At 59.9% G+C, this 21014-nt stretch carries 21 protein-coding genes; 10 read left to right on the top strand and 11 right to left on the bottom strand.

Translation table 11 applies throughout. The features are described 5' to 3' along the window. Window positions 1–4: 4 nt before the first annotated feature. Complete coding sequence (locus tag ATY80_RS06350; protein ID WP_088691630.1) at window positions 5–835, top strand: carbohydrate ABC transporter permease; 831 nt, start codon at window positions 5–7, stop codon at window positions 833–835. A 4-nt stretch (window positions 836–839) separates the two neighbouring features. Further along, window positions 840–1895: a sn-glycerol-3-phosphate ABC transporter ATP-binding protein UgpC gene (gene ugpC, locus ATY80_RS06345; protein WP_088691629.1), complete on the top strand. Its 1056-nt coding sequence runs from the start codon at window positions 840–842 to the stop codon at window positions 1893–1895. A gap of 9 nt (window positions 1896–1904) precedes the next feature. On the opposite strand, the gene ATY80_RS06340 is transcribed toward ugpC, so the two are convergent. From ATY80_RS06340 to ATY80_RS06315, 6 genes are all read right to left on the bottom strand, one after another. Continuing rightward, window positions 1905–2732, bottom strand: a complete 828-nt coding sequence (locus ATY80_RS06340) for a cell wall hydrolase (protein ID WP_088691628.1) — start codon at window positions 2730–2732, stop codon at window positions 1905–1907. 277 nt (window positions 2733–3009) lie between these two features. Continuing rightward, window positions 3010–4047 carry a sulfate/molybdate ABC transporter ATP-binding protein gene (locus tag ATY80_RS06335; RefSeq protein WP_088691627.1) on the bottom strand — a complete coding sequence of 346 codons (1038 nt, stop codon included), beginning with the start codon at window positions 4045–4047 and terminating at the stop codon, window positions 3010–3012. Window positions 4048–4057: 10 nt separating this feature from the next. Beyond that, complete coding sequence (gene cysW, locus ATY80_RS06330) at window positions 4058–4930, bottom strand: sulfate ABC transporter permease subunit CysW (RefSeq protein ID WP_088691626.1); 873 nt, start codon at window positions 4928–4930, stop codon at window positions 4058–4060. Further along, window positions 4920–5777, bottom strand: a complete 858-nt coding sequence (gene cysT / locus ATY80_RS06325) for a sulfate ABC transporter permease subunit CysT (RefSeq protein WP_088691625.1) — start codon at window positions 5775–5777, stop codon at window positions 4920–4922. The genes cysW and cysT overlap by 11 nt, the downstream gene beginning before the upstream one ends. An 8-nt stretch (window positions 5778–5785) precedes the next feature. Then, a complete protein-coding gene (locus ATY80_RS06320) occupies window positions 5786–6811 on the bottom strand; it encodes a sulfate ABC transporter substrate-binding protein (protein ID WP_088691624.1) in 1026 nt (341 codons plus the stop codon). A 422-nt stretch (window positions 6812–7233) separates the two neighbouring features. Further along, window positions 7234–7689 carry a PTS sugar transporter subunit IIA gene (locus ATY80_RS06315; protein WP_088691623.1) on the bottom strand — a complete coding sequence of 152 codons (456 nt, stop codon included), beginning with the start codon at window positions 7687–7689 and terminating at the stop codon, window positions 7234–7236. On the opposite strand from ATY80_RS06315, the gene ATY80_RS06310 reads away from it, so the two are divergent. Together ATY80_RS06310 and ATY80_RS06305 are read left to right on the top strand one after the other, a co-directional pair. Continuing rightward, entirely contained in the window at window positions 7688–7981 is a 294-nt protein-coding gene (locus ATY80_RS06310) for a hypothetical protein (protein WP_088691622.1), read from the top strand. The genes ATY80_RS06315 and ATY80_RS06310 overlap by 2 nt on opposite strands. A 99-nt stretch (window positions 7982–8080) precedes the next feature. Further along, the gene (locus tag ATY80_RS06305; protein WP_088691621.1) at window positions 8081–9124 is read left to right on the top strand and encodes an NAD(P)-dependent alcohol dehydrogenase; all 1044 of its coding nucleotides are present in this window, start codon (window positions 8081–8083) and stop codon (window positions 9122–9124) included. A 278-nt stretch (window positions 9125–9402) separates the two neighbouring features. On the opposite strand, the gene ATY80_RS06300 is transcribed toward ATY80_RS06305, so the two are convergent. From ATY80_RS06300 to ATY80_RS06280, 5 genes are all read right to left on the bottom strand, one after another. Continuing rightward, on the bottom strand, window positions 9403–10239 hold the full coding sequence (locus ATY80_RS06300) for a nickel-binding protein (RefSeq protein WP_088691620.1): 837 nt from the start codon (window positions 10237–10239) through the stop codon (window positions 9403–9405). 135 nt (window positions 10240–10374) lie between these two features. Beyond that, entirely contained in the window at window positions 10375–11742 is a 1368-nt protein-coding gene (locus tag ATY80_RS06295) for an FAD-containing oxidoreductase (protein WP_088691619.1), read from the bottom strand. Then, window positions 11742–12200 carry a DUF4126 domain-containing protein gene (locus ATY80_RS06290; protein WP_088691618.1) on the bottom strand — a complete coding sequence of 153 codons (459 nt, stop codon included), beginning with the start codon at window positions 12198–12200 and terminating at the stop codon, window positions 11742–11744. The genes ATY80_RS06295 and ATY80_RS06290 overlap by 1 nt, the downstream gene beginning before the upstream one ends. Before the next feature lie 95 nt (window positions 12201–12295). Then, entirely contained in the window at window positions 12296–13483 is a 1188-nt protein-coding gene (locus ATY80_RS06285; protein WP_088691617.1) for an acyl-CoA dehydrogenase, read from the bottom strand. A gap of 96 nt (window positions 13484–13579) precedes the next feature. Further along, entirely contained in the window at window positions 13580–14500 is a 921-nt protein-coding gene (locus tag ATY80_RS06280) for a LysR family transcriptional regulator (RefSeq protein WP_088691616.1), read from the bottom strand. 323 nt (window positions 14501–14823) lie between these two features. Between ATY80_RS06280 and ATY80_RS06275 the strand changes: the two genes are divergently transcribed. From ATY80_RS06275 to ATY80_RS06250, 6 genes are read left to right on the top strand one after another with little or no spacing between them, the layout of a single operon-like run. Further along, complete coding sequence (locus ATY80_RS06275; RefSeq protein WP_088691703.1) at window positions 14824–16029, top strand: ABC transporter substrate-binding protein; 1206 nt, start codon at window positions 14824–14826, stop codon at window positions 16027–16029. Between the two features lie 3 nt (window positions 16030–16032). Next, window positions 16033–16815, top strand: a complete 783-nt coding sequence (locus tag ATY80_RS06270) for an ABC transporter ATP-binding protein (RefSeq protein ID WP_088691615.1) — start codon at window positions 16033–16035, stop codon at window positions 16813–16815. Continuing rightward, the gene (locus ATY80_RS06265; protein ID WP_088691614.1) at window positions 16815–17516 is read left to right on the top strand and encodes an ABC transporter ATP-binding protein; all 702 of its coding nucleotides are present in this window, start codon (window positions 16815–16817) and stop codon (window positions 17514–17516) included. The genes ATY80_RS06270 and ATY80_RS06265 overlap by 1 nt, the downstream gene beginning before the upstream one ends. A gap of 4 nt (window positions 17517–17520) precedes the next feature. Beyond that, a complete protein-coding gene (locus ATY80_RS06260; RefSeq protein ID WP_088691613.1) occupies window positions 17521–18408 on the top strand; it encodes a branched-chain amino acid ABC transporter permease in 888 nt (295 codons plus the stop codon). 2 nt (window positions 18409–18410) lie between these two features. Beyond that, a complete protein-coding gene (locus ATY80_RS06255; RefSeq protein WP_088691612.1) occupies window positions 18411–19400 on the top strand; it encodes a branched-chain amino acid ABC transporter permease in 990 nt (329 codons plus the stop codon). Between the two features lie 16 nt (window positions 19401–19416). Then, window positions 19417–21012 carry a GMC family oxidoreductase N-terminal domain-containing protein gene (locus ATY80_RS06250; protein ID WP_088691611.1) on the top strand — a complete coding sequence of 532 codons (1596 nt, stop codon included), beginning with the start codon at window positions 19417–19419 and terminating at the stop codon, window positions 21010–21012. The last annotated feature ends 2 nt before the right edge of the window (window positions 21013–21014 follow it).

Here is a 21014-nt window from a genome sequence, read left to right as displayed (position 1 = left end):
CGCCATGAAGCGATCCATTCTCCCCACCATCGCCCATCGCCTGGCCATTTTCTGCTACATCGTTTTTGCGCTGTTTCCGCTGTACTGGCTTCTCAAGGTGTCGGTGACGCCGAACGACCTTCTCTATACCGAGGGGGTCCGGATGTGGCCTTCGCGGACGACCTGGGAACACTATTCCTTCGTCATCCAGCACAGTGCCTTTCCGACCTTCTTCAAGAACAGTCTGGTCGTGTCGGCCTCGACAGCCGTTGTCGTGACGATCTGCGCTTCGCTCTCCGGCTACGCGCTGTCGCGGTTCAATTTCCGGGCCAAGTACTGGATCGTCGCGCTGATGCTGCTGACCCAGATGTTTCCGCTTGTCATGCTGGTTGCGCCAATCTTCAAAATCCTGACGCCACTGCACCTGACGAACAGCCTCACCGGCCTTGTCGTCGTCTACACTGCCTTCAACGTGCCCTTCGCCACCTTCCTGATGCAGTCGTTCTTCGATGGCATCCCGAAGGATCTCGAGGAAGCGGCGATGATCGACGGCGCAACGCAGTTTACCGCCTTCCGGCAGATCATCCTGCCGCTGACGCTGCCTGGTATTGCGGCAACGCTCGGCTTCGTCTTTACCGCCGCGTGGAGCGAACTGCTCTTTGCCCTCATGCTGATCAACGGCAACGACGCAGCAACCTTCCCGGTCGGGCTTTTGACCTTCGTTTCGAAGTTCTCCGTGGACTTCGGGCAGATGATGGCGGCGGGCGTGCTCGCGCTCATCCCGGCCGGTCTCTTCTTCCTGCTCATCCAGCGTTATCTCGTCCAGGGCCTGACGGCCGGCGCGGTCAAGGGTTAATCAAATGGCATCGATCGATATCCAGAACGTCAAGAAGGCCTACGGCCCCGTCAAGGTGCTGCACGACGTCGACCTGAGGATCAAGGACGGCGAGTTCGTCGTGCTCGTCGGTCCATCCGGCTGCGGCAAGTCCACCTTGCTGCGCATGATCGCAGGCCTTGAGGACGTCACCGGCGGCGAGATCCGCATAGCCGGTAATCGCGTCAACGAACTGCATCCGAAGGATCGTGACATCGCCATGGTGTTCCAGTCCTACGCGCTCTATCCGCACATGAATGTCGCCGGCAACATGAGCTATAGCCTGAAGCTGCGAAAAACGGCGAAAGAAAAGATCGCAAGCGCCGTCGGGGCTGCAGCCTCCAAGCTCGGCCTCGACCCGCTGCTCGAACGCCGTCCAAAGGCGCTTTCGGGCGGCCAGCGCCAGCGCGTCGCCATGGGACGCGCCATCGTGCGCCAGCCGAAGGCCTTCCTTTTTGATGAGCCGCTGTCGAACCTCGACGCCCGCCTGCGCGAACAGATGCGCGCGGAGATCAAGAAACTGCATGGCGATCTCAAGGCGACGTCGATCTACGTCACCCACGACCAGATCGAGGCGATGACGCTGGCCGACCGGATCGTCGCCATGCATGGCGGCGTCGTCCAGCAGGTCGGCAGCCCGCTCGAACTTTACGATCGTCCTGCCAACCTTTTCGTTGCCGGCTTCATCGGCTCGCCGGGCATGAATTTCCTCGACGCAACCTATGAAAACGGCGGTGTCCGCCTGAAGGACGGGACGGTCGTGCCGCTGGCTACGCCGCTGTCGCTGCCAAACGGTACCAAGGTCACGTTGGGGATTCGGCCGGAGCATGTGGTCATTACCGATCGGGACGGTTTGAACGCGAACGTCGAACTGGTCGAGCCGACCGGATTTGGCCTCATCCTGCATCTGTCGCTGCACGGCCTGCCGTTCAAGATCTTCACGCTGGATCGGGCCGCGCTGACATCAGGTCCGACGGTCAACGTGTCGTTCCCCGCGCAACACCTGCACGTCTTCGACACGGATGGAAACAGGGCAAAATAGGAAGCAGCCTCAGCCGTGGGCGAGGCTGCCGCGCAACACGGCACTATTCAGGTCTGGTCTCGGCGTCGGAATGGCGACCGGGATCACCGCCTCCGTACTGACGGGCACCACTGCTTCCGTCGGTGCTGGAACGGCCGGTTCCGTTCCCAAGGTCGCCACAGGGCCTGGCATGGGGATCGGCACCGGGACGGTCGTTGGAACAAGCGCCGAAAACTGCGCCGGCATCATGCTCTGGCCAGGCAGATAGTTCATTGCAACCTCATATGAGGGCAGCGGTGCCGGCGTTTGCAGCTCGCCATCCCGGCCGCGCTTCTCGTAGAACGCATTGCCGCCGGCAATCGTCACATAATGCATATTTCGATACGGGAACGTCAGGCCGTCCGTGTGAAAGAACATCGCGTCCTTGACGCCTGGATGTCGTTCGCCACGCAAGATTGCGTCGGCAGCATCGGTCAGTTCGATCTCGGCCATCGGCTCGACTTCGCGCGTCATCACGCCAGGCGCAAACTGCCTCTGTTGAGCAACGACACCACAGATTGAATCGGGATAGGCCCCCGAGGTCAGGCGGTTCATGACCACCGTTCCGACCGCCATGTAGCCGTCGCGATCCGAATGCTCGGATTCAAAGTACATTGCCCGCTTCAGGCAATCGCGATCCTTGGCGGTGTAATTGAAGGTGACTTTGGTCGACTGCGCCGCTTGCGCCGCATTCTTGGACTTGGTGGCTTGGCTCACCACCTTTGGAGCCGGTTGTTGTGCGGTCGTGCAGCCTGCAGCCGCCACGCCCGCAATCAAGATCCCGGCGAGAGATTTTCCCAACGCTAGATGCGCCCTCAATGGCAGGTGCCCCCTATTTGGTGTAGTAAGCCCTTCTCGATTAAGTGGTCGCTTTTCTAACTGCGTTTCTGGTAAATTTCAAACCCAATTAGTATCACAATTTGATTTGGCCGCCTTTTACCCGCCTAGGCAGGCCGATTCGCGCTTCCACCACCACTGAAATCGACGGTATTTCTGACCAGCTGCGGGGATGCCAAGCGCGCATTACGGGCGAATCAGCGAGCCATCGCGAGCTGATTCGGAGCGCAGAAGACGCGAGCGTTGACTTGTCGCACTGCTATCGGAACAATTTCCATCGTGTCGGTCGAAAGGCGATCCTGCTGCGATCGAGGGTCCCGGCCTGCCCCGGCGACAGTTCCAGCTCGATCGGCGGATGCCCTTTGCCGATATCAACCTCGATGTGGCGCGTGCCGGCAACGCGCCGGCTCGTCGTCAGCAAGCCGGCGATGCAGCCGCCACAGCCATCGCGCAATTCGATGTCATGCGGTCGGAAATAGATCTGCGAGTCCCCATCCGCTTCGCCTGCGGCAATCAGCCCGAGCGGCCGGTCCTCGAACCAGATCTCGCCGCCATTGACCCTCACGTCGAGACAATTGGACTGTCCGACAAAGCCGAAGACGAAAGGCGAGTTCGGGCTGTCATAAACGTCATCGGGTGTTCCGACCTGCTCGATCGCGCCCTGGCTCATGACAACGACGCGGTCGGCCAATTCCATTGCCTCGTCCTGGTCATGGGTGACGAAAACTGTCGTATGACCGGTGCGATCATGGATTTCGCGCAGCCATTTGCGCAGGTCCCTGCGCACCTGGGCGTCGAGCGCGCCGAAAGGCTCGTCGAGCAGGAGCACGTTCGGTTCGACTGCCATGGCGCGCGCGAGCGCAACGCGCTGGCGCTGGCCACCGGAAAGCTGGGCCGGATAGCGCTTCTCGAGACCCGAGAGCTGAACAAGGTCGAGAAGTTCCAGTGCTCGCCTGCGGATTTCCGCCTTGGGCGGGCGTCGCGCGCCATGGCGTACGTTGAGGCCAAAGGCGACGTTATCGAGCACGGTCATATGCCGGAAGAGGGCATAGTGCTGGAACACGAAGCCGATGTTGCGCTGCTGCACGGTCTTCTTCGACGCGTCCTCGTCGCCGAAAAAGATCGATCCTTCCGTCGGGCTCTCGAGACCCGCGATAAGGCGTAGCAGAGTCGTCTTGCCGGATCCGGACGGCCCCAGCAGCGCAATCAGCTCACCGGAGCGGATGTCGAGCGAGACGTCGTGAAGCGCCGGAAAGCGGTCGAACTCCTTGCGCAGGTTTTGTACGCGAACTTCCATTCTTATTCCTTCAGTGCCGCCGGCTGGCGGCGATTTCTTCGCTGTATCGCATCTCGAGCAGCGTCTTCAAGACAAGGGTTACGAGCGCAAGCAAGGCAAGCAGGGTGGCAACGGCGAACGCGCCGGTGAAATTGTACTCGTTATAGAGAATTTCCACCTGCAACGGCATGGTGTTCGTCTGTCCCCTGATATGACCGGAGACGACCGACACGGCGCCGAACTCGCCCATGGCGCGGGCGTTGCAGAGCAGTACGCCGTAAAGCAGACCCCACTTGATATTCGGCAAAGTCACATGCCAGAAGGTTTGCCACCCGCTGGCACCGAGCGAAAGTGCTGCCTCTTCGTCACCGGTTCCCTGTTCCTGCATGAGCGGGATCAGTTCGCGTGCCACGAAAGGAAAGGTGACGAACATCGTGGCCAGGATCAGGCCGGGCACGGCGAACAGAATCTTGATGTCGTGGGCGCTGAGCCAATGGCCAAGGTAGGTATTGGCACCCAGCAAGAGGACGAAGACCAGACCCGAAATGACGGGCGAGACCGAAAAGGGCAGGTCGATCAACGTTGTCAGCAGAGCCTTTCCCTTGAATTCGAACTTGGCGATCGCCCAGGCAGCCGCCACGCCGAAGATCAGGTTGAGAGGCACGCTGACGCCAGCAACGATAAGGGTCAATCGTATGGCCGAAAAAGTCTCCGCGTCCTGCAATGCCTCGAGGAACGGTCCCGCACCCTTTCGAAACGCCTCGACGAAGACCGCCGATAACGGCAAAAGCAGGATCAGCGTCAGGAAGATCATGGAAGCAAGGATCAGCGTCCAACGTGCGAACCGGTGTTCGGTAACGGCGGAGCGCACCTTTTTCGACTGAACACTCGTATCAAGCGCCATAACCATACCTCCGTCTGCTCCAGCTCTGGATGACGTTGATGATCAGCAGCATGGCAAACGAGATCACCAGCATCACAGCCGCGATGCCTGTCGCGGCCGCGTAATTATATTCCTCAAGTTTGATGACGATCAGCAACGGCGCGATCTCCGACTTGAACGGAAGATTACCGGCTATGAAGATCACCGACCCATATTCGCCGACGCCGCGGGCAAAGGCGAGCGCGAAGCCGGTCAGGACAGGAGGCGCCAACCCCGGCAGTAGCACACGAAAGATCGTCTGGAGACGAGTGGCGCCGAGCGTTGCTGCGGCCTCCTCGACTTCCTTGTCGATCTCTTCCATAACCGGCTGCACAGTGCGCACCACGAATGGCAAGCCAACAAAGACGAGCGCGATAACGATACCGACTGGCGTGAAAGCGATCTTGATGCCGAGTGGCGTCAGAAACTGGCCGATCCAGCCGTTCGGGGCATAAAGCGTCGCCAGCGCGATACCAGCGACGGCGGTCGGCAGCGCAAACGGCAGATCGACCATGGCATCGATGATGCGCTTGCCTGGGAAGCGATATCGCACGAGTACCCAGGCCAGCACGACGCCGAAGGCCGCATTGACGCATGCCGCCGCAAAGGCGGCGCCAAAGCTGATGCGAAGAGCGCTAAGCGTGCGAGGATCGAAAGCAATGGCCAGGAACTTTGACCAGCCAAGCTCGCTCGACCGCCAGGCCAGGCCAGAAAGCGGTATCAGGATGAGAAGGGTGAGCCAGGTCAAGGTAAGGCCGAGCGCCATTCCAAAGCCTGGAATGACGCTCGGCCGTCTGAACCGCCACCGCGTGGGGCTATGTACTCTCATGCGACCTATTATTGTGCCGGCTTGTAGATTTGGTCAAATACGCCGCCATCGCCGAAGAATTTCGGCTGCGCAACCTTCCAGCCGCCGAAGTCGTCGATCGTCGCCAGTTTCAGGTCCGGGAAGCGCGCAATGTCTGCCTTGTCGGCCACTTCGGGCTTGGTTGGCCGGTAAAAGTGCTTCGCTGCAATCTTCTGACCCTCGTCCGAGTAGAGATAATTCAAATAGGCTTCGGCGAGTTTGCGGGTGCCCTTCTTGTCGACATTGCCGTCGACGACGGCGACCGGCGGGTCAGCGCGGATCGAAAAGGTCGGCGTGATGATCTCGAACTGGTCGGGGCCAAGTTCTTCGAGCGAGAGATAAGCTTCGTTTTCCCACGCAAGAAGAACGTCGCCGAGGCCGCGCTGGACGAACGTCGTCGTTGCGCCGCGCGCGCCGGTATCGAGAACCGGAACATGCTGCAGCAGCTTCGTCACGTATTCCTGTGCCTTGGCGTCATCGCCGCCATTGGCCTGCTTTGCCCAGGCCCAGGCCGCAAGGAAGTTCCAGCGGGCGCCGCCCGACGTCTTTGGGTTGGGGGTGATGACCTGGACGTCGTCCTTGACAAGATCGGCCCAGTCCTTGATGGCCTTTGGATTGCCCTTGCGAACAAGGAAGACGATCGTCGACGTATAGGGCGTCGAATTATTCGGGAACTTCGTTTTCCAATCGGCGGGAATCTTGCCTGTCTTGGAGGCGATCGCGTCGATATCGCCCTCCAGCGCAAGGGTGACGACATCGGCATCAAGCCCGTCGATCACCGACCGCGCTTGCGCCCCGGATCCACCATGCGAAGCCTTGATGGTCACAGCTTCACCAGTGTCCTTCTGCCACTTCGCAGCGAAGGCGGCATTGAAGTCCTTATAGAGTTCTCTGGTCGGATCGTAGGATACGTTGAGAAGCGTCTGATCCGCGAGTGCGGGGGCGACAGCGCCGATTGCGACGCTGCCTGCCAGCGCCACAGCCGCGAGAAGCCTTGTGATCCTTATAGACTGCATGGAAACCTCCTTCGTTGCGGCCGAAACTCTACCAAGTTGGTCGTATAATGAAACGAAGAATGTTTCTGTTCCAGCCTGGAAGCTGGAATGGCATCCCATTTGAAGCCCCCTTTCGAAATCGGCTTGCTCCTTTGACGCAGCTAAACTTTAGAAATGAGCCCGGCAAGCCCACATCTGTTAGGCCTCGCCCCTAAGATTTCTCGGGAGCCGAAGCATTTGGTTTGGCGCCAATTCCGGGGCCGTCGGCGCCCAATACAAATAAAAGATGACTGACAAGCTATCGCAATCAGCGACATGGTTGTCGCGGATCTCAGGACCGCTTGAGCCGGCATATCACGACGAAGAGGAAAGCGATGACCTGGGTCGAAGGTTTCATCCGGTTGCACCGCGACGTCTAGGCAGCTCAACCGCCTCGTTGATCGTCAAAGGCGCGAGTCCGCCAGGAAATCCGAATAGAGCTCTTCTGCCGTTCTTGCCTTACGCATGGCCGCAAGAACGCCCGGCGTCTGCAGCTTTCGTGCGATCGCCGCGAGCACGTTCAGATACTCGCCGCGGTTGGCCTCGCCAAACAACAGCGCGAAGGCAATGTCGGTTGGCACATCGTCAACGGCCTCGAAATCAAGCGGCCGCGCAAAGCGTAGGAGCAGGCCACGGGGATGCGTCATCCCTTCGACCACGGCATGCGGAACGGCGACGCCACTACCGATGCCGGTCGAGCCGAGGCTTTCGCGGCTTTCCAGGGCTTGCAATATCTTCTTTTCTTCGATGCCGAAGGCGGCAGAGGCCTTTTCCGCAATCGTCTGCAGCCCCCTCCATTTCGTCGCAACCGACACGCCGATAAAGGTGTGCTCGGGACGGATGATCAACGAAAGGTCCATGAAGTCTCTCTTGTCGTTTGTGCAGGAACGTGCCGGCGGCGCGCCGTCTTCGAACACGAGCACCGCTACGGTTGCTGCAACGCTACCACCGTACCTTTGCGTTCATATGCCTGGATCAGATAAAAATTCGAGTGTAACACGCCATGACAAATATAAGCGTCGCATAAAGATCATCCAAATTCTGCGGCAAATGCCCGAAACTGCATCTACGCCGTCCATCACCGATGGACGCAGCGATGAAGACTTGCTCGCGGTCAAGCTTGAAGAGAATGAGCAAATCATCAATTCATGAGCAAAAGCCTTGAATTGCAATTGAATTGCGGAGGCTTCGGGTCTTATAGTCCTTCTCCAAGCCCGCGCCGCGCGGGGGCCAAACGGGAAGGAAACAGGCATGGCAAAAGTCCGCGCGCTGGTGCTCGAGCGCCAGCATGAACTTGTTCTCCGTGACATCGACCTACCGATGGACACAGGTCCAGGACAGGTGAAGATCAAGATCCACACGGTCGGCGTTTGTGGGTCCGATGTCCACTATTACACCCACGGCAAGATCGGCCCCTTCCTGGTCAAAGAACCGATGGTACTCGGTCACGAAGCCGCCGGTACGATCGTCAAAATCGGCCCCGGCGTCACCCATCTGAAGGTTGGCGACCGCGTCTGCATGGAGCCTGGCATTCCCGATCCCAATTCCAAGGCAAGCCGGCTTGGCATGTACAATATCGATCCAGCCGTCACCTTCTGGGCAACGCCGCCAATCCACGGCGTGCTGACGCCTGAAGTCGTCCATCCTGCCAACTATACCTACAAGCTTCCTGACAATGTCAGCTTCGCCGAAGGCGCCATGGTCGAGCCCTTCGCCGTCGGCATGCAGGCTGCAGCTAAGGCAAAGATCGTCCCCGGTGATACCGCCGTCGTGCTTGGCGCGGGCCCAATCGGCACGATGGTGGCGATCGCTGCTCTTGCCGGCGGCTGCGCCCGCGCGGTTGTCGCCGACCTTGCCCAGCCGAAACTCGACATCGCCGCCCAATATCAGGGCGTGATTCCGATCAATATCCGCGAAAACAACCTCGTCGAAGAAGTCGCGCGTCTGACGGATGGCTGGGGTGCTGATGTGATCTTCGAATGCTCCGGCTCGCCGAAGGCCTGGGAAAGCATCATGGAACTGCCGAGACCGGGCGGCGTGATCGTTGCTGTCGGCCTGCCGGTCAATCCGATCGGCTTCGACGTTTCGACCGCCTCGACAAAGGAAATCCGCATCGAGACCGTGTTTCGCTACGCGCACCAATACGAGCGCTCGATTGCGCTGCTCGGCTCGGGCCGTGTCGATCTGAAGCCTCTGATTTCAGAGACGTTCAGCTTCGAGGACGCAATCACGGCCTTCGATCGCGCTGTCGAGGCGCGTCCGAGCGATGTGAAGCTGCAGATCGCGATGGGGTAGCCCTCGGTCGGTGGCGTTTTGAAACAACGAAAACACCGTCAGCGGGAAAGAAGATTTCCGTGTCACTGACCGCGTCTGGGATCTTTCAGCCGGCTGGCGCTCCGTTCCAGCTCGCAATGAACTTGCCATGTGTTGCATCCCATCCGCCAGGCACCAGGCAGTGGCCCGCGCAGGTCTTAAAGTCCTTCAGTGTTGCTGCGGGGGGTATCGAGATCGTCTTGCACCCGTCCACGAGATCATCCCGAAGTTGGTCGGTTGGCATCGACACTGAAATCTAATTATGTGGACCGCGCCGCTTCGGCATCAACCCAATCGCACTCGAATGCCAGCACCGGTTTCGTAAACCCCTTGAGGCGCCGGCGCGTGGCATTGGCGAAAAGATCAGCCGCTCCGTGCTCTCTAAAGATGTTTTCCGATACGAGGATCTGATCAGTCCCGGCTGCCGCACAGAGCCGGGCGGCCAGTTGCACGGTCGAGCCGAAGAGATCGTGGCTGTCCTCGATTGGCTCGCCGCAATCGAGCCCGATGCGTACATGAATCGGTTCCGGCGTGCCGCCGTTATAGGTTTTGAACTCGCGCTGGATGCTCATCGCGCAGCTGACGGCGGCGTGAGTAGAAACGAACGACGCCATGATGCCATCACCGGTGTGCTTGACTTCCCTGCCTGCGCATTGCGCCAGACAGCGGCGCACGATTGCATCATGCGCCCGCACGAGCTCGGCGGCCATCCGATCACCGAGCCGCGATGTCATCTCCGTCGAACCGACGATATCGGTAAACAGGATCGCCCGATGCCCGGCGTCCCGTTCGACACCGGTCTGGCCGGCCTTCTGTTCGGGTTCGTGAATGCGTCCAAGGAAGGCCTCGACCGCCGACAGCGCCACCTCGACCACTTCACCCGCGACAAACCCATGTGCTTCGCGATGCACGCACTGGGCGGTTTCGGCGTCCGGTGCATCGATCAGACAGAACGCGGTTCCGCGCCGCTGGTCATACCAGTAGGTGAGGAACTTCACCCCATACCGATCCTCAACGGCCAGATCCCTGCGATGCGCCTCGGCGATGTCTTCAGCGGATGTCCCCGCAAGATCATGCCGGTCCATGAAGATAGCCACGTGCGTGCGTCCTTCGGAGAGCCCCTCAGCATTAGCGGCATCTTACGCTGTTGGCACTGCTCGGTCCACAGCAGGCAATAGTAGGCACGTCAGGCGGACGCTTGTGAGCTTGTCCCGTCACGGATAAATCGACCGCTAAATCGCCTGCAGATCGCCCAGCAGGGTCGGGATCAGCTCAGAGACCGTCGGATGGATCGGCACGGCCCACCTCAGCACCGGGTAGGGGGCTTTGGCGTTCATCGCGTCGATGAAACCGTGGATCGCCTCGTCGCCTTCGATCCCGAGAATCGCGGCGCCCAGGATCTGCTGCGTCTCGACGTCGGCGATCACCTTCATGAAACCCTTGGTCTCGGCGCGCTCGCTGGCGCGGCCAACCCGGCTCATCGGGCGGGTCGAAACCATGATCTTGCGGCCGGTGGCACGCGCTTCCTTCTCGCTCATGCCGACGCGCCCGAGCGGCGGGTCGATGTAGAGCGCGTAGGCGAGGATGCGATCACTGAGCTTGCGGTCTTCGCCGTCAAGGAGGTTGGCGGCAGCGATCTCGAAATCATTGTAGGATGTGTGCGTAAAGGCTCCCCGGCCATTGCAATCGCCGAGCGCAAAGATGCCCTCGACGTTGGTGGCAAGCTTGTCGTCGACGGTGATATAGCCGCGCCGGTCGATGGCGACGCCAGCCTTATCGAGGCCAAGATCATCGGTATTCGGCGTGCGTCCGGTGGCAACAAGCACGTGGCTTGCCTCGATGGCCGGATGACCATTGCCGATGCTGACCTCGATGCCGCCGGACGTCTTCGAGAATCCGATCCCATCGGCATTCGTATGCACTGCAATGTCTTCCGAACGCAGGATATCGGCGATCGCATCCGAGATATCCACGTCCTCGCGCGAAGCAAGCTTCGGGCCGCGCTCGATCACCGTCACGTCTGCCCCGAAACGGCGATACATCTGCGCGAACTCAAGGCCGATATAGCTGCCGCCGATGATCGCCAAATGCCTAGGCAGCCGGTCAAGATGGATGATCGAGGTGCTCGTCAGATACTCGATATCGGCGATGCCGTGCATGTCGGGAATGGTCGGCCGCGCGCCGACATTCAGGAAGATCTTCGGGGCAGTCAGGGTCTCGCCATTGACGGTCACGGTATGAGGGTCTTCGAAGCGGGCGTGGCCATAAATGACGGTCATGCCGTCCATGCCGGCAAACCAGTTGGTGAGGCCGTTGCGGGCGTCCATCGTCACTGTTTCGGCACGCTTGCGCACCGCCGCCATGTCAACGCCGACGGCACCTTGGATCATCACGCCAAAGTCTGCACCGCGTCGAGCTATATGGGCTGCGCGGGCGCTTGCCACCAGCGTCTTCGTCGGCATGCAGCCGGCGTTGACACAGGTGCCGCCAAGGAACTTGCGCTCGATCAACGCCACTTTCATGCCCTTGGCGGCCATTCGGGCGGCGAGGAAGGGACCCGATTGGCCGGCGCCGATGACGATGGCATCGAAACTAGGCATCACACTGCTCCCACGATGATGAGCGCGCCGATGATGGCAATCGCATCCTCGATCAGCGCAGCCGGTGTATCCTTGCCGAAGGCGGCAGCGAGCTTACCACGAGCCGCCGCTCCTCCGAACGTGCCAACCGCGGCGCCGACGACACCGGCAATGAGCCCGCCGACAAGCGAGCCGCCGGCGGCGCCGATCGTGGCACCGGTCAGCGCGCCCATGACCAGGCGTGCGGCAAATTGAAGGGGGACCTTGCGGGATGGCGTGGAGGGCAGTTGGTCGGTAATCAACTCGACGACGGCAAGCAGGCTGAACACCCACGGCGTCCAGCGATATCCCATGAAGGCAAGCGGTGATTGGGAAACGTCAAGCCAGCCGAGAGCAGCCCCCCAGGCAACGGCGGCTGGCGCCGTCATGGCTCTGAGCCCTGCGATAATTCCGATCAGAAATCCAAGAAACAAAAACATGTGCAATCCCCCATGCCACGCAACAATCCAATCGCGGTTACGGTAGGCTGGCACATTGTCGCGCAGGTTTCAATTTGCGCGATAGTTTACGTCAGTCAATTGGCAAAGGCGGCAATGCCGGTGACGGCGCGGCCGAGGATAAGGGCGTGGACGTCATGCGTCCCCTCATAGGTGTTGACCACCTCGAGATTGACGAGGTGGCGGGCTATGCCGAACTCGTCGGAAATACCGTTGCCGCCGAGCATGTCGCGCGCGAGTCTAGCGATATCGAGCGCCTTGCCGCATGAATTGCGCTTGACGATCGAGGTCAACTCCACCGGCGGGTGTCCATCTTCCTTCATGCGACCAAGCCTGATGCAGCCCTGCAGGCCGAGCGAGATCTCCGTTATCATGTCGGCAAGCTTCTTCTGGATCAACTGGTTGGCCGCAAGCGGCCGGCCGAACTGCTTGCGATCGAGAGCATATTGGCGGGCCCTGGCATAGCAGTCCTCGGCAGCGCCAAGCGCCCCCCAGGCGATACCGAAGCGGGCCGAGTTCAGGCAGGTGAAGGGACCCTTAAGACCCGATACGTTGGGCAGCAGGTTCTCTTCTGGCACAAAGACCTCGTCCATCACCACCTCGCCGGTGATGGAGGCGCGCAGACCGACCTTGCCGTGGATCGCCGGCGCCGACAGGCCCTTCCAGCCCTTCTCCAGGATGAAGCCGCGGATAGTGCCGTCCTCGGTTTTGGCCCAGACGACAAAAACGTCGGCGATCGGGGCATTGGAAATCCAGGTCTTGGCGCCGGTCAGGCTATAGCCGCCATCGACCTTGCGCGCCCGAGAGATCATCGAGCCCGGATCCGAGCCGTGGTTTGGTTCGGTGAGGCCGAAGCAGCCGATCCACTCGCCGGAACTAAGCTTCGGCAGGTATTTCTGCTTCTGTGCCTGCGAACCGAAGGCATCGATCGGCACCATGACGAGTGAGGACTGCACGCTCATCATCGAGCGGTAGCCGCTGTCGACGCGTTCGATCTCGCGGGCGATCAGGCCATAGGCGACGTAACCCAAGCCGGCGCCGCCATATTCCGGGGGGATTGTCGCTCCAAGCAGCCCAAGTTCGCCCATCTCGCGGAAGATATCAGGATCCGTCTTTTCGTGGCGGAAGGCGTCGAGCACACGCGGGGCCAGCTTGTCCTGCGCATAGGCGTGCGCCGTTTCCTGCACCATGCGCTCCTCATCCGTCAGCTGCTCAACGAGCCTGAACGGATCGGCCCAGTCGAAGATCTCGCGGGTATGCTGCATGGTCATTCCTCCTCATTCAACTGCCGGTGCAAACGTGCTTCGGGCATAGACCCGCTAATTAGAAGGGTCAACTCGCCAGGAGATTTCGACTTCATTCTATCGTTTCACCCAGGGTGGAATGAACCTGACCTCCTCGCCGGTCACTGCCTCGCTCAGAAAATCGATGACCGCGCGCACCCGTGGCGACTGACGAAGGTCGCGATGACAGGTAATCCAGTAATGCCGCCGGAGATCGACCTCGTCGGGAAGAACCCGTTCGAGTTCGGGGTAACGGCTGGCGAAGAAATAGGGAAGAACACAGAGCCCAAGGCCATTTCGCGTTGCCGTCAGCTGCGCAAAAATGCTTGAGCTTTGAAACTGCGGCTTGATGCGCGGATGGACGTCGCCGAGATAATCGAGCCCGGGCGCAAAGATCATCTCCTCGATATAGCTGATGAAGGGGTGCTCCAGGAGGTCGTTGCGGCAGGTGATCGGCGCGCTTCGTTGCAGGTACTCCTTAGAACCGTAGACCTGGAGATGATAGTCGGTGAGCTTGTCGCAGAAATAAGGTCCACCCTTCGGCTCGTCGAGGACGACGGCGATATCCGCCTCCTTGCGCGACAGCGACATGATCTGCTGGATGGTCACGAGCTCGAGCGACAGAGTGGGATGGCTTGCTACGAACCGCGGCAACACACGCGCAAAAAAGAAGTTGGAGAAGCCCTCCGGTGCGCTGAGGCGCACGACCCCGCGCTGCATCGTTGCGCCGTCGGTGAGGTCAGCACGCAGCCGCTCCGTTTCCTGCTCCATTTTCTCGGCGGTCTCGACGAAGCGCGCGCCCATTGCCGTCATCACATATCCACGCGGATTGCGCTCGAAGAGCTTGACCTTGAGCGCAAACTCCAATCGGTCGATGCGGCGCGAGACAGTCGCATGGCTGGTGCGCAATTGTCGCGCGGCGGTCGACAGCTGGCCGGTGCGAGCAACCGCCAGAAAGAACTGCAGGTCATCCCAGGTAAATTGCGGCGAATTGTTCATTCAAGCCCCGTATCGGCCGAACGCTTAGCCGGCCGCTTGATATTGGTCTTTCGTCTAATGTGGCACAGCCTCCACCTCGCCTGCGTCCGCCCTATCTTCCAAAGAAAGCACCCTAACGATCTGCATTCATTGCACCATGACCGCGGCACAGCAAAAGTTCTGTTCAAAAACGAACAGATACTGTTTGCAATTAGTTGTAAAGCGGCCTTGCCTGATTGGTGCAATTCCATGATCGTAAGGCATTGGGTTGGCGGCCTTGAGGAGGGCGGTTGGCCAAATTTGAACAGATGCGCATTCTTGCCAATCTCTGGGAGGAGAGACATATGCGAAAGAATCTCATTGCGTCGCTGGCCATTCTACTTGCAAGCAGCACCGCCGTACTCGCCGATGGTGCATCCGACGGCAAGGTGAAAATCGGCATCTTGAACGATCAGTCCGGTGTCTACGCCGATTTCGGCGGCAAGTCCTCGGTGGAGGCCGCCAAGATGGCGGTCGAGGATTTCGGCGGAAAGGTGCTCGGCGTCCCGGTCGAGATCGTCGATGCCGACCATCAGAACAAGGCCGACATTGCCTCGAACATTGCCCGTCAGTGGTACGATACCGAACAGGTCGACGCGATCATGGAATTGACCACTTCTTCCGTGGCACTCGCTGTCCAGGCGATCGCGAAGGAGAAGAAGAAGATCGACATCGTCACCGGTGCGGCAACAACCGACCTGACTGGCAAGGCCTGCTCTCCCTACGGCTTCCACTGGGCCTATGACACGCATGCACTGGCCGTCGGCACAGGCGGCGCGCTCGTCAAGCAGGGCGGCGACAGCTGGTTCTTCCTGACGGCCGACTACGCATTCGGTTACTCCCTGGAGCAGCAGACAAGCGATTTCGTCAAGTCCGCCGGGGGCAAGGTCGTCGGCGCCGTTCGCCATCCCCTGTCGAACCAGGATTTCTCGTCCTTCCTGCTGCAGGCTCAATCGTCCGGCGCCAAGGTGATCGGCCTTGCCAATGCCGGTCTCGATACCTCCAACGCCATCAAGCAGGCAGCCGAGTTCGGCATCACCCAGAGTGGCCAGCACCTGGCGGCACTGCTCTTCACGCTGGCCGAGGTACATGGCCTGGGGCTCGAGGCGGCGCAGGGCCTGACTCTGACGGAAGGCTACTACTGGAACCTCGATGACAAGAGCCGCGAATTCGGCAAGAAGTTCTTTGCCCGCACCGGCAAGATGCCGAACATGATCCACGCAGGCACCTATTCGGCCGTCCTTCAGTATCTCAAGGCGATCGACAAGGCCGGTACCGACGACACCGACGCTGTGGCCAAGCAACTGCATGACCTGCCTGTCGACGACTTCTTTGCCCGCGGTGGCACCGTCGGCCCGAACGGCCGGATGATCCACGACATGTACCTGTTGCAGGTCAAGAAGCCGGCTGACAGCAAGGAACCGTGGGACTACTTCAACGTTCTTGCGACCATTCCCGGCAAGGAAGCCTATATCGATCCCGCCAAGAGCGGCTGCGCCCTGGTGAACTAGGTGATGGCGGTTTCCGCAACCCAATCGAACGCTGCGCCGCGGGTGGTCCTTTCGGCCCGCGGCCTGCGCCGTGACTTCGGCGGCTTCACTGCCGTCAAAAATGTTGATCTCGACGTTCATGATGCAAGCGTTCATGCACTGATCGGGCCCAACGGCGCCGGCAAGACGACAGTCTTCAACTTGTTGACGAAGTTCCTTCAGCCGACCGCCGGCACCATCACCTTGATGGGTACCGACATCACCAAAACCGCGCCGGACAAGGTAGCGCGCATGGGATTGGTGCGATCGTTCCAGATCTCCGCGGTCTTCCCCCATCTCAGCGTTCTCGACAATGTGCGCGTGGCGTTGCAGCGGCCCAACAGTCTGTCGACGCAATTCTGGCGTCCGCTTTCAGCACTCGACGCTTTGAACAACCGCGCCGAACAGCTGCTTGCGAAGGTCGGCCTCTCCAAGGAGCGCAACGCGATCGCAGCTGATCTTTCCTACGGCCGCAAGCGCGTTCTGGAAATTGCAACGACGCTTGCGCTCGATCCACGGGTTCTCCTGCTCGACGAACCGATGGCAGGCATGGGCCACGAGGATGTCGGCATCGTCTCGGCGCTGATCCGGGAAGTGGCGCGTGACCGCGCCGTCTTGATGGTCGAGCACAATTTGTCTGTCGTCGCCGATATCTGCCAGCATGTGACCGTGCTCCAGCGCGGAGAAATTCTTGCCGAAGGCGATTATGCCACCGTCAGCGCCGATGCGCGGGTGCGCCAGGCCTACATGGGCTCGGAGGAGGGTTGATGACCACACTTCTGGACGTCCAGGGGCTGAACGCCTGGTATGGCGAAAGCCACATCCTGCACGGCGTCGACATGCGGGTCGGCGAGGGTGAGACAATTACCATTCTTGGCCGTAATGGCGTCGGAAAGACCACGACCCTGCGTACCATCATAGGCATCGTCCGCGCTCGCAAGGGCAAACTTACCTTTGCCGGCGAAGACATGATGCAGGTGCCGCTGCACAAGACGGCGCAGCGCGGCATCGGTTTCGTGCCAGAAGAGCGTGGCATATTCTCGACACTGACGGTGTTTGAAAATCTGATGCTGCCGCCAGTCGTTGCCTCCGGCGGCATGACGGTTGACGAGATCTACGAGCTGTTTCCGAACCTCTACGAGCGCCGCAACAGTCCGGGCACGAAACTGTCGGGCGGCGAGCAGCAGATGCTGGCGATCGCCCGCATTCTGCGCACCGGTGTTCGCATGCTGTTGCTCGATGAACCCACAGAGGGGCTGGCGCCTGTCATCGTCCAGCGCATCGGCGAAGTTCTGAAGCAATTGAAGAAGCGCGGCATGACTATTCTGCTCGTCGAGCAGAATTTCCGTTTCGCTAGCCGGATCGCCGATCGCTTCTATCTTATGGATCACGGGCAGATGGTTTTTGAGTTCCCGGTCAGCGAGTTGCCCCAGCGGATGGATACGCTGCACAAGGTTCTGGGAGTGTGACCTGATGACGATGATCTTCGGCATTCCCCTGCAGGCGTTCATGGGCCAGTTGCTGATCGGCCTGATCAACGGCTCTTTTTATGCCCTTTTGAGCCTCGGGCTCGCCATCATCTTCGGCTTGTTGCGCGTCATCAATTTCGCGCATGGCGCGCAGTATATGCTCGGCGCCTTCGTTGCCTATCTTCTGCTTGCCTATGCCGGCATCGGTTACTGGCCGTCGCTGATCCTGGCGCCCGTCATCGTCGGACTGGCCGGCGCGGTCATCGAGCGACTGTTCCTTCGCCGGCTCTATGATCTCGATCCGCTCTATGGGCTGCTCTTCACCTTCGGCCTTGCCCTGGCGGTCGAAGGCACGTTCCGCTACCTCTACGGCTCATCAGGCCAGCCCTATGCGCAGCCCGCAGCACTCGCCGGCGCCCTCAATCTCGGCTTCATGTTCCTGCCAATCTATCGCGGCTGGGTCGTCGTCGTCTCGCTTGTGGTCTGTCTTGGCACCTGGCTGCTGATCGAGAGGACGAAGCTTGGCGCCTATCTGAGGGCCGCCACCGAAAATGCGACCCTTGTCCAGGTATTCGGCGTCAACGTGCCGATTCTACTGACATTGACTTATGCGCTTGGAGCCGGTCTTGCGGCTTTCGCGGGCGTGCTTGCCGCACCGATCTATCAAGTGTCGCCGCTGATGGGCTCCAGCATGATCATCGTCGTCTTTGCCGTCGTCGTGGTTGGCGGGATGGGCTCGATCATGGGGGCGATCATCACCGGCTATGTCCTCGGTATCGCCGAAGGTCTGACCAAGGTCTTCTATCCGGAGGCATCCAACATCGTGATCTTCGTCATCATGGCAATTGTGCTTCTCATCAGGCCCGCGGGCCTCTTTGGCCGGGATGCGTGACGATGACAGAGATCACCGAAACCATCAGGACAGAAAAAAGCCGAACCGCCATCTCGGTGCAGGCGGCCTTCCTCGTGATCGGCCTGCTGCTTTTGCTGCTGGCGCCGTTCTTCTTCTACCCGATTTTTCTCATGAAGCTCTTATGCTTCGCGCTGTTTGCCTGCGCCTTTAATCTGTTGCTCGGCTATACTGGCCTTCTATCCTTCGGCCATGCGACGTTCTTCGGCGGTGCCGCCTATTTTACCGCCCATGTCGTGAAGGAATGGGGACTTTCCCCTGAGCTTGGCATCCTGGTCGGCGTTGCGGGTGCTGCCATCCTCGGTCTCGTCATGGGTTTCTTCGCGATCCGCCGGCAGGGCATCTATTTCGCGATGATTACGCTCGCTTTGTCTCAGATGTTTTTCTTCTTCTGCCTGCAAGCTGAGTTCACGCATGGAGAGGACGGTATCCAGTCCGTGCCGCGCGGCCAGCTGTTCGGGATCCTCGATCTCAATAACTCGACCAGCATGTATTATTTCGTGCTGGCAGTTTTCGTCATCGGCATCCTGATCATCTGGCGCTTCATCAATTCGCCGTTCGGAATGATCCTGAAATCGATCCGCGAAAACGAGCAGCGGGCGATATCGCTTGGCTACTCCGTTGCCCGCTACAAGCTCGGCGCGTTCGTAATGTCGGCAGCACTCGCCGGGTTGGCAGGGGCGGTGAAAGCGCTCGTCTTCCAGTTCGCGACCTTGACCGACGTTGCCTGGCAGATGTCCGGCGAAGTGATCCTGATGACGCTGCTTGGCGGTATCGGCACGCTGATTGGTCCGCTCTTTGGTGCAGGCCTCGTCGTTACGCTGGAAAACTACCTTGCAACATCGGAATTCCCGGTGACGATCATCACCGGCATCGTATTCATGATTTGCGTGTTGATATTCCGCCGCGGCATCATTGGCGAGTTCTACGCGTCGCGCCTCGGCCGGAAACTCGGCTTCGTCTACCGCCGCTAACTCGCCGGGCATTCGCATGGATCGCTTCGACTACATCATCATTGGTGCCGGCAGCGCCGGCTGCGTGCTCGCCAATCGGTTGTCCGAGGACAGGGACGCGCGCGTTCTCTTGCTGGAAGCCGGCGGAAGCGACAATTATCACTGGATTCATATTCCCGTCGGCTATCTCTACTGCATCAACAACCCGCGCACCGATTGGTGCTTCACGACCGCGCCGCAGGACGGATTGAACGGACGCGCGCTCAACTATCCGCGCGGCAAGGTGCTTGGCGGCTGCTCCTCGATCAACGGCATGATCTACATGCGCGGTCAGGCGCGCGACTTTGATCTCTGGCGGCAAATGGGATGCGCCGGCTGGAGCTGGGAGGACGTGCTGCCATTCTTCCGCAAGTCGGAGGATTTCTATCGCGGCGAGAGTGATGTGCATGGCTCGGGCGGGGAATGGCGCGTGGAGAAAGCCCGTGTTCGCTGGGCGGTGCTCGATGCTTTTCAGGCGGCCGCGAGGGAAGCAGGCATTCCCGAAAGCGCGGATTTCAACACGGGCAATAATGAAGGATCGGGCTATTTCGACGTCAATCAACGATCTGGCATTCGCTGGAACACCGCCAAGGCTTTCCTGCGTCCGGCCATGCGACGTGGCAATCTGACGGTTCTGACGAAAGCACAGGTATCCCGGCTGCTGATCGAGGAAGGTGCGGTCAGTGGCGTCGACTATCATCATGGCGGCAACACCAGACGCGCTTACGCAGCACGGGAAACCATCCTTGCGGCAGGCGCGATCGGTTCACCACATATTCTGGAACTGTCAGGCATCGGCCGCGGTGAGGTGCTCAAAAATGCGGGCATCGAGGTCGCCGCGGAGGTGAAGGCCATTGGCGAGAACTTGCAGGACCACCTGCAGCTTCGGATGGCCTACAAGGTCACCGGCGTTCCGACACTGAACGAGAAGGCGACAAGCCTCATCGGCAAGGCCACGATCGGTCTGGAATATCTCGTCAGGCGCTCAGGACCGATGGCTATGGCCCCGAGCCAACTCGGCATCTTTACCCGCTCCGGTCCAGACAAGGAGACACCTGATCTTCAATATCATGTGCAGCCGGTGTCGCTCGAGAAGTTTGGCGATCCAGTTCATCCATTCCCTGCCATCACGGCGAGCGTCTGCAATCTCAGACCCGAAAGCCGCGGTTCAGTCCATGTAGTGAGCCCCGATTTTGCCGCCCAACCGACAATCAGCCCGAACTATCTCTCGACCGAACGCGATCGCGACATAGCTATCCGTTCGATACGCCTGACACGGAAAATCATCGCGCAACCGTCATTCGCGCGATTTAATCCCGAGGAGTTCAAGCCGGGCCCCAGCTATCATACAGATGCAGAACTGGCGCAGGCGGCCGGCGATATCGGGACGACGATCTTTCATCCCGTCGGAACCTGTCGAATGGGGTCCGATCGCGACAGTGTCGTTGACCCGCGCCTGAAATTCAGGGTGCTGGCGAAGCTTCGCATTGCCGACGCCTCCGTGATGCCGACGATCACCTCGGGCAACACCAATTCACCGACCATCATGATCGCCGAAAAGGCGGCGACCATGATTCTGGAAGACAACAGATAGGA

The sequence above is a fragment of the Rhizobium sp. R711 genome, assembly GCF_002211365.1.
Lineage (GTDB): Bacteria > Pseudomonadota > Alphaproteobacteria > Rhizobiales > Rhizobiaceae > Rhizobium.
This window is presented reverse-complemented; position numbering and strand designations above follow the sequence as displayed.